This window comes from Alteromonas sp. Cnat3-28 (genome assembly GCF_022348265.1).
Classification (GTDB): Bacteria; Pseudomonadota; Gammaproteobacteria; order Enterobacterales; family Alteromonadaceae; genus Alteromonas; species Alteromonas macleodii.
In genome coordinates, this window is record NZ_JAKREY010000003.1 from 141446 (window position 1) to 154202 (window position 12757).

Annotated in this window: 11 protein-coding genes; 5 read left to right on the plus strand and 6 right to left on the minus strand. The window is 41.9% G+C overall.

What is annotated here, in order from left to right; translation table 11 throughout:
• The first annotated feature begins 79 nt into the window (after window positions 1-79).
• Together MHM87_RS04645 and MHM87_RS04650 are read left to right on the plus strand one after the other, a co-directional pair.
• The gene (locus MHM87_RS04645) at window positions 80-2275 is read left to right on the plus strand and encodes a malate synthase G (protein WP_239257876.1); all 2196 of its coding nucleotides are present in this window, start codon (window positions 80-82) and stop codon (window positions 2273-2275) included.
• A gap of 396 nt (window positions 2276-2671) precedes the next feature.
• Window positions 2672-3565, plus strand: a complete 894-nt coding sequence (locus MHM87_RS04650) for a patatin-like phospholipase family protein (RefSeq protein WP_076010962.1) — start codon at window positions 2672-2674, stop codon at window positions 3563-3565.
• 24 nt (window positions 3566-3589) lie between these two features.
• Here MHM87_RS04650 and MHM87_RS04655 read toward each other — a convergent pair whose 3' ends face one another.
• The 5 genes from MHM87_RS04655 to MHM87_RS04675 all read right to left on the minus strand — a co-directional run bounded on the left by MHM87_RS04655 (window position 3590) and on the right by MHM87_RS04675 (window position 8644).
• Entirely contained in the window at window positions 3590-4606 is a 1017-nt protein-coding gene (locus MHM87_RS04655) for an NAD-dependent epimerase (protein WP_239257877.1), read from the minus strand.
• Window positions 4607-4609: 3 nt separating this feature from the next.
• Window positions 4610-5701 carry a nucleotidyltransferase family protein gene (locus tag MHM87_RS04660; protein ID WP_239257878.1) on the minus strand — a complete coding sequence of 364 codons (1092 nt, stop codon included), beginning with the start codon at window positions 5699-5701 and terminating at the stop codon, window positions 4610-4612.
• On the minus strand, window positions 5694-6560 hold the full coding sequence (locus MHM87_RS04665; RefSeq protein ID WP_239257879.1) for an HprK-related kinase A: 867 nt from the start codon (window positions 6558-6560) through the stop codon (window positions 5694-5696). The genes MHM87_RS04660 and MHM87_RS04665 overlap by 8 nt, the downstream gene beginning before the upstream one ends.
• A 224-nt stretch (window positions 6561-6784) precedes the next feature.
• Window positions 6785-7675 carry a hypothetical protein gene (locus MHM87_RS04670; protein WP_239257880.1) on the minus strand — a complete coding sequence of 297 codons (891 nt, stop codon included), beginning with the start codon at window positions 7673-7675 and terminating at the stop codon, window positions 6785-6787.
• Window positions 7676-7855: 180 nt separating this feature from the next.
• A complete protein-coding gene (locus MHM87_RS04675) occupies window positions 7856-8644 on the minus strand; it encodes a serine protease (RefSeq protein ID WP_239257881.1) in 789 nt (262 codons plus the stop codon).
• 175 nt (window positions 8645-8819) lie between these two features.
• Between MHM87_RS04675 and MHM87_RS04680 the strand changes: the two genes are divergently transcribed.
• Window positions 8820-9563 (plus strand): YdcF family protein, encoded by a 744-nt coding sequence (locus MHM87_RS04680; RefSeq protein WP_239257882.1) that lies wholly within the window; start codon window positions 8820-8822, stop codon window positions 9561-9563.
• A 2-nt stretch (window positions 9564-9565) separates the two neighbouring features.
• Here the strand turns inward: MHM87_RS04680 and MHM87_RS04685 are convergent, their stop codons facing one another.
• Complete coding sequence (locus MHM87_RS04685) at window positions 9566-10384, minus strand: PEP-CTERM/exosortase system-associated acyltransferase (protein ID WP_239257883.1); 819 nt, start codon at window positions 10382-10384, stop codon at window positions 9566-9568.
• Window positions 10385-10509: 125 nt separating this feature from the next.
• Here MHM87_RS04685 and MHM87_RS04690 point away from each other — a divergent pair, with 125 nt between their 5' ends.
• On the plus strand, window positions 10510-11367 hold the full coding sequence (locus tag MHM87_RS04690; protein WP_239257884.1) for a ThiF family adenylyltransferase: 858 nt from the start codon (window positions 10510-10512) through the stop codon (window positions 11365-11367).
• A 208-nt stretch (window positions 11368-11575) separates the two neighbouring features.
• Window positions 11576-12691 (plus strand): PEP-CTERM sorting domain-containing protein, encoded by a 1116-nt coding sequence (locus MHM87_RS04695; protein WP_239257885.1) that lies wholly within the window; start codon window positions 11576-11578, stop codon window positions 12689-12691.
• Window positions 12692-12757: the final 66 nt, after the last annotated feature.

A 12757-nucleotide genomic window follows, 5' to 3' on the forward strand; every position in this document is an offset into this window, starting at 1 on the left:
CAAAAATACAAACCATAAATTAAAAAACTATCTCTATACACACTACACTGGGTTAACAGATAAATGTATAGAGGTAGTTATGCAAGGATATATTACTAGAGGCCGACTACAGGTTGCCGAACAGCTCGATAACTTTATTAATGAACAGGCACTTCCTGGTACAGGCGTAGATAAAGACACCTTTTGGCAAGGTGCAGAAACCCTCTTTGAAAAATTCATTCCTCAAAATCGCGCATTATTAGAAAAGCGGGAGCAGCTTCAGCGCGCTATCGACGATTATCACAAAGCCGGCAATCCGGTAAATGGAAACGAATATACCGACTTTCTTAGAAGCATTGGTTACCTTGTGGAGCAGCCATCACAAGTAAGCGCACAAACACAAAATGTAGACGCAGAGATTGCGACTATGGCAGGTCCTCAGTTAGTGGTGCCAATTAATAACGCTCGTTACGCGCTCAACGCTGTAAACGCACGATGGGGAAGCCTTTATGATGCACTATACGGCACTGACGTTATCAGTAATGAAGGTGGCGCAGAGGCAGGAAAAAGCTATAACCCTGTACGCGGCGCTAAAGTTGTAGCTAAAGCGAAAAACTACTTAGATAGCATGATACCGCTAGCAAAAGGCAGCCACGCTGACGTTACTGAATATAAGATTGAATCTGGTAAATTGGCGATTACTCTTGCTGACGGCGATGAGACTACTTTAGCAAATACGGAGCAATGGCAAGGATATCAAGGCGATATTAGCGCCCCTTCTAGTCTGCTTTTCGCCCACAACGGTCTACACTTTGAAATTCAACTAGACCCGACCCACCCGATTGGCGAAAGCGATGCCGCAAACGTAAAAGACGTATTGGTTGAAGCAGCACTGACTACCATTATGGATTGCGAAGATTCGGTTGCCGCTGTTGACGCTGAAGACAAAACCTTGGTGTATAGCAATTGGCTTGGCTTGATGAAAGGCACGCTAAGCATTGAAATGACAAAAGGTGGTAAACAGTTAGTTCGTGCTATGCATGAAGATAGAAGCTATCAGCCGTCTAAACACGCTTCACAAGACGAACTAAAAGACGGCAAACTAGTACTTTCTGGTCGCAGCCTTATGTTTGTTAGGAATGTGGGTCACCTTATGACCAACAATGCCATGCTCTTCGACGGTGAAGAAGTACCCGAAGGCATCATGGACGGTTTAGTCACTTCTCTTATTGCAAAGCATGATCTATTAGGAAACAGCAAATTTAAAAACAGCCGCGAAGGTAGTATTTATATTGTTAAACCTAAAATGCACGGACCAGAAGAAGTTGCATTCTCTAACGCGTTGTTTGGTGCTATCGAAGCGATTATCGATGTTCCAGCCAACACCCTTAAAATGGGCATAATGGATGAAGAGCGCCGTACGAGTATCAATCTACAAGCTTGTATTGCCGAGGCTACTTCACGCGTCGTGTTCATTAACACGGGTTTCTTAGACAGAACTGGTGACGAAATTCATACCTCAATGCTTGCGGGGCCTTTCGCAGAAAAAGCCGCGCTTAAATCAATGGCGTGGATCAAGGCTTATGAAACTGCCAACGTTGCCGTAGGCCTTCGTTGTGGCCTTTCAGGCAGAGCACAAATCGGTAAAGGCATGTGGCCTATACCTGATGAAATGCAAAATATGATGAGTACTAAAATCGGCCACCCGAAGGCCGGCGCGAATACTGCCTGGGTACCCTCTCCTACTGCTGCGACACTACATGCGCTTCATTATCACGATGTAAATGTATTTGACGTTCAAAAGTCGTTAGATCAAAACTTCGATGGTCTTTCCGATATTTTGACCATTCCACTTTTGGAGGATGCTTCTACGCTAACACGTGAAAGCATAAAGCGTGAGATTGATAACAACGTTCAAGGTATCTTGGGCTACGTAGTTCGTTGGGTTCACCAAGGCGTAGGCTGTTCGAAAGTTCCTGACATCAACAATGTAGGCTTGATGGAAGACCGCGCGACGTTACGTATTTCATCTCAGCACATCGCTAACTGGCTTGAGCACGGTATTGTAAGTGTCGATCAAGTGAAAGAGTCTTTGGCTCGTATGGCGACTCTGGTAGATGAGCAAAATGCCGGCGACCCTGAATATATCCCGATGGCACCTGACTTAGACAGCTCAATTGGCTTTTTGGCCGCGAGCGACCTTATCTTTAAAGGTAAAGAGCAGCCTAGCGGTTACACTGAACCTTTACTTCACGCTCGAAGACGTGAGATGAAGGCAAAGCTTGCGGCGAGCTAATACAGAAATCGAAAGCTGGAAATTGAAAATTGTAAGCTCAACTCACTGCAATAGCGCATGTGAAAGAGTTTAGTCAATTTTTAGTCCAGCAAACTTTTAGAATAAGAAGCTCACTCCTGAAATAGGTCAGAAGTGAGCTTTTTTATGCCTGCTGCTAAGGCTTATCCAAAGCTAATCGATTTCTATATCCTCGTTTCAATTTACTGTTATAAAACAGCCTCGCATTACATTATGTAGCTAAATAGCAACAGCTTAGACTAAAGATATTGCATATCTCCCCCTCATATTTTGCTGATAGTCTTTCAGTCAACTACGCTTTTACTACGAGGTACTGTGTTTTGTTGTCCACATGAAGTAGACAGAGAACGGATAGCCTCGCCAGTTTGGAGTATGCATATGCAGATAGCTTCGGCCACAATCCCGAATAACCTCTTACAGCCTGATTTCACACAAATTGTGCCTATCTTTTCTGGTGGGGGAACGCGCCTGAGCGCTCATATCGGTATTATAAAGGCGCTGCACGATATGAAGGTGAGTTTCGACACATTGGTGGGTGTCTCGGGCGGCTCCATTATCGCATCGCTGTACGCCAAAGGTTATAGTGTAGAACAAATGCGAGAGCTGGCTCTGGTCACAGATTTCAAGCAGTTTACTGAATTCTCTCTCGTACGGTTACTTCGTGAAGGCGGATTATCGTCTGGCGATGTATTTCAACGGTGGATTGATGACCAGCTAGAAGGTGCAGTGTTTAGCGACCTCCCCCTTGACCTACACATACTTGCTACAGACGTAAACGGCGGTGGGCCAGTTCTATTCAATAAGCAAACGGCTCCTGATATGAGGGTTTCTGAAGCGGTACGTTACTCTATGTCGATACCACTCATCTTCTCATTCAAACCATTTAAAGAGCATTTGTTAGTGGACGGCGCAATATTGTCTGAGGATGCACTTTTTGAAGATTGGCGCGGCGATGGCACACCGTCAATATGCTTCAGGCTGCAAAGTACTGAGCAAAAGCGTAAAGCCATTAAGAAAAACTTACTTCAATTACCTCAGTACGTAAGTATGCTTATTCGCACGTTTATGACCGCAATATCCAGAGAGTATGTAAATGCAAAGTATTGGCATAATACGGTAGTGGTGAATACTGGTGAAATATCTGCGGTTGATTTTTCGCTGTCACCTGAGATTAAAAACACACTTTTTGAACTTGGTTATTCAACCACGAAAGAGTTCTTGCCCAAAAAGTGTGCGGGATTTATGAGAGGCAGTGCAATTGAAGTCCCCTAGAAGACCTCTGTGAGGGACGAACGGTTAAACGTTATAAAAATTGCGATACCAATCAACAAATGCTTTAACACCCGTTTCTACATTTGTAGAAGGTTGATAGCCAGTATCCGCAACTAATGATGAAACATCGGCATAGGTGTCAGGCACATCGCCCGGCTGAATGGGAAGAAGTTCTTTTTTCGCCTCTATACCCAGAGCGCTTTCAAGAGTTTCTATAAACTTCAAAAGGTGTACGGGCGTTTGCGCGCCAATGTTATATACCTTATATGGTGCTTTACTTGTGCTTGGGTCTGGATTGCTACCGTCCCAGCTCTCGTTAGGTTTAGCTACATTATCCAATGAGCGAATTACGCCTTCAACGATATCGTCTATATAGGTGAAATCACGACGGTGGTTTCCGTAGTTGTATACCTGAATTGTTTTCCCTTCCAAAATAGCTTTGGTGAACTTGAATAGTGCCATGTCTGGACGCCCCCAAGGGCCGTAAACAGTGAAAAAGCGTAGCCCAGTGGTAGGCAAGTTATACAAATGGCTGTAAGTATGCGCCATTAACTCGTTCGCTTTTTTAGAAGCGGCATACAGGCTAACTTGGTGATCTACATTGTGCTGCTCTGAAAACGGCATTGTTTCATTCGCACCGTAGACTGAGCTAGATGACGCATACACCAAATGCTCGACTTTATTATGGCGACATCCTTCCAGAATATTCACAAAACCAACAATATTTGAGTCGACGTAAGCATTAGGATTTTCAAGAGAATAACGCACGCCTGCTTGGGCAGCTAAATGGACTACCCTATCGAACTTGTGTTCTTCGAAAAGCGCAGCTATTTTGTCGCGCTCTTCAACCCCCATCTCAACGAATGAAAATAAATCAGCAGCAGTCGATGACTTAATCTCGTTTAGGCGGGCGTGCTTTAAATTTATATCGTAATAATCGTTAATGTTGTCAATCCCGACAACTTGGTCACCACGATTGATAAGGTATTGCGATACAGCCGCACCAATAAAACCAGCTGCTCCGGTGACTAAGATTTTCATAAACTAACGCTTTTCCTGTTCAACAAACATTTTCGCTCTTTTTTGGCTTTTTACGAGCAAGTGCTTCACAAGTAATCCAAATGGCATTTTAATTAAGTGACTCTTGAGGTACAGAATACTTGACGCGAAATAATGCTTGAACCTCCATTCTGAAGTCACTGGCTGAGTCAACATAGTAATGTAACAATACCTTTCTAGAGGCCAAAAAAAACTATTCCCTAGCTCATTTTGAATAAGCGACTTCTCTCCCTCAAGTAAACATCGTTTAAAAATAAAATTCATCAATGAAAGCGTCTTTGCAAGATCATTACTAAGATTGAGCTCTTTTGACCGAACAATCAATGCGCCTGTTGATTCATGATTCTCTGTGTACTCTTGTAGTAGCCAAAATTGGTCACTTAAATCTCGCAGTGTCCTGTTGAAAACACTATCTTGAATCAAGTGTACGGCAGAATGAATAAGCAAATCTTCATCGCAGGGTAAAAATAAGTTTGTATCAACTTCTCGCGCTTTTTCAAAAAACAACTCTGAATCGATATGACGCTTGGATGTTAATGGCAATAAATTGTGATGAAGATCGAGTGTCATGCCGCTTACAGAGTTTACAAATGGTGGAAGCTCATGCATCCATTGACGATAGTAAAAATCATCGTATTCGTCAGACACAGAAATCGTAAATCCATTGAGAAAAAGCCACAATTCAGCGTCGCTTATGGCCTCTTTAAGTACGAGTAAATCAATATCAGATAACAGACGATAATTTGCATTAGGCTTATTCGCGATAATATAGGCAGCACCTTTGAGCAATACACTTTTTATTGGCTGTGGATTATTGGCAGACAACTGTTTCAAATGCCACTTTATTGATTCTTGTTGCTGAGAAACCTCTAAGCTCGCGCTTTTAAGTTGACTTAGAACGCTTTTGGGAAGAAATTCAAGGGCCTTTTCACCACGAGCTTTTTCAAACAAAAAGGGTAAAAAGCCAAGCTGCCTTGAAAGCGCTATAACATCACACCAATTACCAAAAGACAATGAAGACACTGAAGCTCTATCACAAATCAAGTCGATCAATAAACTGGAACTACTTTTATTCATAAAGGCTATTAACGAACTCAATGGCATCTTCTGTGCGAGAATACCTAATTTCGTATGCTGGCGCGTTTTCACAAATATGTTGTAAACAGCTAATTGCCTGGGCCCCCAAGATATGAATATTGAAGCTCTGCTCAACCAGTCTGCTCAACGCCTCTAGAGGCTCAACAATCCGTATAGACGGGCTCTCACAGGTGCTATCGAATTTAGGAAATAAGATATTACCTATGAATGCATTTTCACGCATATTGGACCAACTTTCGTCTGTAGGCCTACAATGACCAACAGTCCCCTTATGCGTATTTTTAGAAACCTTTCCTAATAAAGATTCGGGATATAAGTTTTTTATCACATCAATAGCTCCATTCTTAAGACTCACTGGCCGAACGAATGGAGTAACTAAATTGTCACTTAAATTAATCAGTGTTAGCTCATCTGTAAGTAAACGATAAGAATTATGCATTAGTGCGCATGAGAGCGTACTTTTACCACTCCCTGAATCACCAGACAATATAACCCCTCTCTCATCGCGAGCAACACACGCTGCATGAATGACCAGCCTGTCCGTGGCATATTGTGAAACGCACCAATTCATTCCCCACTCCAAAAGAGCACAGCTATGAACTTTGGAACCACGAGTGAACGGAGAAAAGCCGTCCAAGTTAAACAATGCACGATTGAGAAGGGGAAAGCCGAAAATGCGCGGGTAAGAAATTGATACGTTGAAATTGGCATAAGCGCTTTCAGACAACAAAGGTGCGTAGTAGATAGAACTGAGGTTGTCTAAAACGAATGAAAAGTCTGATGATACTTTAAACGAGAACGGATAGGTATCGACTACTATCGTACTACTGTTTAGCAACGAACAACCTCCATTTATCGATCAATTCTCTAGCATTTTGTGTTTTCGAAGAGTAGATAAAAATTCTTTATCACATTCTAAGTCATGACTTAAATCACTACGCAAAGACTGCAGTTTGAGCAATTCCTCCTCTGCAGCAGCGTTAAAAACCAGCAACTGCCCTGTTCCCCTGTGGAACAAAGCAATTGATGACTTTGATTTTATAATTTCAACAAACTCACTTATCAAAGCGCTGATTGGAACATTGGATAATCTGATTTGCCCCCAAGAATATCACTTGCATCAACACTGAGATCCTCACTATCGTTCTCTTGAGCTTTTTTGCCCTTACCTTTTCTACCTGATCTCTTCGTTGAAGAGTCAGTTATTACATCACTTTCCAAGTCGGCCAAACCCTCTGAGGGGGTCAAACCAGGGCTGTAACACATAACTAAATCGTCACTATCGTATGTGGCTAAGTTCGGTGCTTCGATCCCCCCACGTTCATTAAGTTCTACTAACGAGGAAACGAAACGATCAAATACTTTAGGATCGCTATGTTGCTCCGCCTTCTTACAATAATCTAGTAGGTGAAATACATCATAACCGTATTCAACTTCTGGGTGCATGGCGTTTAGTAGCGCGGCAGCTAAGTGATACTCTGCTTCTTTTTCTCCGCCAGCATATTTGCCCGTAAGTGATTCCCATATCGTGTTATTTTTCACAAATCGAGGACACATGTCGCCGAGTTTACTCCAAGAAGTCGCGTAAGACCCATAATTGCTACTTTCAGCGCTTTCAATAGACCGTGACCATCCTAAATAAAACCTATTACCCATAAGTTTAGAAGTCGTACCCTGGGTCCAGTCCCACACCACCCCAAACTTTTCATCTTTAAATAACATTAAGCCAGCGAAGATTCCAGAAGGCCAACACTCCACGTGATTCTTCCAAAAGCCGGGGGTAGCGCCTTGCCTGCCTGCGCATGAGTATGACACATTAGAAAAATTATTTGACAACGCTCCAGACGGAGACAAGCATCCAGAAGCCCACACGGATTTAGTGCTTGCAAGCGCTAACAATGGCGCAACCTTCGCCGTTCCTGTCAATAACTTCCGTCTTGATAACTTTTCCATAAATAAAACCTAAAGATTAGATGAATGGTGAATAAAACGATTACTTTTTATCACCACATTCGCACAACACAATGCAACAAGCAAAAAACGAACCACATAAAATAAGCCCAACAATTCAGAATGTTAGAATATCATAGAAAGTGCAATGTAAAAAAGATCGACACATAGTCTAAACGCAACTCAATCAAGTAATATGTTATTCCTTGCCGCCAAATTTCGCAAATGTTTCACCGGTATTGCATAGGTGATCCCACTTGGTGACGAGAGTGCGTACTCTTTTCCACCTTGAACCATGACTTTGTTAATAACGCCGATCACTTCACCTGAATTTGCGTCAAATAAAGCGCTTCCGCTATTACCTGGAAATGCCGTTGCATCAAGTTGATAGACGTTGAACGCACGTTGCAAGCGATCTATCAAGCTTACTGTCAATTGATTGCTGCTTTTCGCTGGGGTAGAACTAGGTGTAACGGCAGCAATAATACCTTTATGAACCGCGGGAAAAAGACCGAGTACAGAGCCAATCGGAAAACCAATGAACGCAATATCTTCGCCAGGCCTTTTAAGCTCATCGCTTGCAAACGTAAAAACAGGATCCAAATATGCCTGTTCCTCTACCACCTCAAGTATAGCCAAATCAAATATTGGATCAAAGTCTACCAACTTAACTTTGTGGAGCTTGGAACGTTTACCCTTCCCAGTATAAACCACTCGAAACTGTACCTTACTAGTGTCAAGTTCCCTTTCTACAACATGATAATTGGTCGCAATATACTTTCCATTGCCAATAACAAAACCACTGCCTTCTAACGTGGCTTGATTTCCATCTATGGGACTGAAAACACCTACACCTACCACGCCAGGCTGTAGCATTTTAACCAAATTAGCAAGACGCTCTCCCGCAAAAACAGTGCCGGCAAATAAGAAACATCCAATTAAGAAAAAACCTTTGCATAAAAAATGCCTCATACTTTATCTCCCCAGTATTAGCGCCATTCGAACTCTTTCTCTGTGGAACCGGTTATGTTTTACCTTCTAACCACTTAGAATGCCAGTCGCGCAACATTAAATAAACGCTTTATCAATGTCCCGTACTTTAGTTAAATAGAGTACTTCTCATGTCGATCAATGCGATTTAAGAATCATGCTCAGCTACTTAGCCAACTTTTTATCTTCTGCAACGGTAATATTATCACTGCTGTTTGCAGCATCAGTTATCCATGTCTATAAAACAAGGAAAATAAAAGTATTACTAATAAGCACCTTATTTTTTTTTATAGCAACCCAGCAGCTGATTGCCAACTTAATAATTTTTCCACTTGAGCATGGAGTACTGAGTGGTCAAAAAATGCAGGGGAAAATGTTACACAAATACGAATATATTGGAGTACTTGGCTGCAACTATCGGGAGTTCAAAGCACTGCCTGAACTCGACCGTTGGCCTCGCTGCTCTCTTCTTCGTTTATTAACAGCCGAATCTCTCATAAAAACTACCCCACATTTAAAAATTATTCTTTCAGCAGGTGATTTTGGCAATTGGGGAGAAAGTTTTGCGCACAAGTCAGCAAAGTTCCTAGTTAACAGAGGAGTACCTGCCGATAAAATTAGGATCGTGCCTCATGGCTTTGATACTGAGAGTGAAATAGCGGCTGTTGCTACATTTCTAGGTAACAAAAAACAAATTGCGCTGATAACATCAGCATCTCATCAATACCGCGCCCAGCTTTATTTTTCGAACCATGGCATTGATGCTGTCGGTATTCCAACTGATTTTTTTTCAAACGGTGAACTCACAATCGAAGTAACTAGGCCTGACATGAGCGCCTTACTTGCAATTAATCGCGCTTTACATGAATATTTGGGTATTATTGAAGTAATAGCCTTTTGATATTATTTTTTTAAACTCTTGGCAATGTCCCGCTCAATATGTAAATAGAGTTTTTTTAAACCTTTCGACATATACTTAAAAAGAATGTCTTTATTGATGTAGTAAGGAGCTCTTAAGCCGTGATAGTCGACTGGTTCCCCGAGTTGAATAAAACGGATACCTACTAACCCCATACTTCTCGCTATCTTAGGCTCTGTCATCACGTAAATATGACGTCGTTTCGCAATTACGGTTAATGCGGCAACCGCAAAATAAAGACCTACAGATATGAAGGGAAAACATCTAAATTCTTCTTCTGTGTAAGTAGCTTCATATATTCGCCCTTGCGCTGCACCGTCCACCTTATCAACTTTCCGGCGCCGAAACTCAGGCAGTACTGCTAACCTAGAGATTTCCCCTACGTCTTCACGAGCAAAATTTGAAGGGTGATATTGTTTATTGGTAATTGAAGCACTGCAATATTTTTCTATAGGTAATAACGCGCTCGGTTCAGAGGGTGCAACCATCCTTACACATCCCACCAATGTATCTCTACCTATATGTCTCAGTACACAATATTCACTATATTCATCAAATTCGTCAGATTCTTTTTCATCGACATTTGGCGGCTCAAATTTTAGTTCTTCGCAATACACCTTGTGTCGAATGTTTTGCACAGCATCGCGGGTATTTTTAGTAACTGCTATTTCCGCTTTAAAGTAGGTTTTGAAGTGACCGGCTATGCTACTTGCCTCTTTCTTCATGGCGTGAGCAATTAACCATCTGAATATGCCGCCGTAGATAGGGTTTCGACTTAACCTCCGTATTTTTGCTACGTTCATCTGTACTCCCTATCCAACATTTTTTATTAATGCTACTTTTGAGATAGCCATTTTGTATGGATACCATACACTACTTTTTATAGCGTATACTATTTTAAAGGCAAAACAAATTGAAGGATTTCACTGTGTTCGACTATTTCAATGCTTTCTCAAGAAATATTGGGTGGGTCTCTAGAAAAGAGCAACTTTTACTAAGAGAGAAAAAGATTGCTATTGCGGGATTGGGCGGAGCCGGTGGTGAGCATTTACTGACGCTCGCTAGGACAGGTATCGGTCGTTTTGCAATTTCTGATTTTGATTATTTTGATATTCACAACTTTAATCGCCAGGCAGGGGCAGCAATGTCTAACGTAAAGCGAGATAAGTGTGAAGTTATGAAAGAAATGGCATTAGATATCAATCCAGATTTGGACATTGTGACCTTTGAGCAAGGGATAAATGCTGAAAACATTGATGACTTTTTAGATAGTGTAGATGTCTACGTGGATAGTCTTGACTTCTTTGCATTGGAAGCTCGCGAACTAGTCTTTCGAAAGTGTACAGAAAAGAAGATTCCCATTGTTACCGCAGCTCCGCTTGGGATGGGCACAGCGATACTTTGCTTTTTACCTGGTAAAATGACTTATGAAGAATATTTTCGATTTAGCGATAAAGTGACGAAGAAAGACAAACTGATTCAATTTCTCATTGGATTATCACCGTCAATGTTGCAACGTGACTATTTAGTTGAACCGAACACCGCAAACTTTGATGAAGAAAAAGGTCCATCATTAGGCTTAGCAATAAAATTAGGAGCAGGAACGGCAGCTGCGTACGTCCTTAAAATCATTTTGAAAAGAGGAAAAGTTATTACTGCTCCCCGTGGCATTCATTTTGACGCCTACAAGAATACTGTGAAGATAACGTGGCGTCCTTTTGGAAATCGAAACATTATTCAAAAAATTATGTTTAAAATTGCTAGAAACATCGTTAACAGCGAATAATATTGAAAGCCATACACTCTCTCTGACTTCATGTCGAATTTTTTTACAACTATTCCCACAACAAAAACAGCTCAAACATTAACCACTGTTTTTACTTGTAATTTCCATTCTGGCTTTATTTTTGCTGCGGTGCATTTCGTTATTAGTTGTTCGTTCGACAATTACTTTCCGCTCCGCTGTATCGAGCTAAACTTACTAAGGGAATATTATGAAAAAACTTTATGCAGCTTTGTTAGCAACAGGGCTAATGTCCAACGCCTACGCTGGGCCATTTAATATCGACGCCGGTGATAACAACGGTTTTGTTACCTCTATAGGCCCAGGTCAACGCTTCGAAAGTGATGCCGAATGTACAGCAAATTCGGGAACTGTAACGGCAATACCTTTTGCACCATCCGTATGTACTGGTTATAGTTTTAGTCAAAGCGGCACGAATGTAAGCAACCTTGGCTACCAAATTGATGAGGCAACATCAGTGTATTACGACGTGGTCGCCCCTGGTTCAAACGTGGGAGCCGGAGACTTTTTTACTGATGTTGGTTCCGGAGAACTCATCACACTTGAGGGTGGCAGCGACTTATCTGATAGTGGTTATAATGAAGAATGGTCCTTAACCTTTGATTACAGTCTTTACGGGTTCGTTGCACCGGTAGATGGCACTCTCGCGGGGGTTATTTCAGGCGGTTTTATCAATATTTTTTATAACGATTTATCCGCAGCTGATGGCAGCATGCAGGTAGAAGGTACAGATTCGACACAGGTACTTAGCGTTGCTATCGATAATTCCAGTGGCCCATTAACGGTATCCGTTGGACTGAACCTTTTCGGTTATGTAGATTACTCAGGCTCAGTAAGTGGATCGCTTGACACTAGCGACCCTTTTGTTACAGATTTTTTTAACTTCGTAGACCCAGTGTCCTTAGGTGGTGTCTCTTCCTCCAATTTTTATGATCTGTGGGTTGCTGGGGTGGGCACAACGCCAAACGAATATCTTACTGCATTAGCTGTAACTACACTAAATGGTCTAGCTGATAATAGCCTTGATGATGTCTCTAATATTGCTTATGGACCTTTAGCTTCTATCAATATTGACCAGAATGAGTATTCCAGTGCACAGAACACTAACCTCAATCAAGATGTTCTAGCAGCTTACGGCATTGATGCAACTACCCTACTAGCAGGCAATTACGCTTCTGGACAACGGACGGGTGAGAAGCTGAGTGGTAATTTGTCTTTCGCTGTAGTGCCAGAGCCATCGAGTATCGCCATCTTTGCTATTGGATTAATAGCGTTATCCAGCTTTAGTCGAAACAAAGCTAAATAGAACAATGAAAACTTTAAACCACCACTCCCATGTGGTGGTTTTTTTATGCTGTATTCGGTTAAGTCC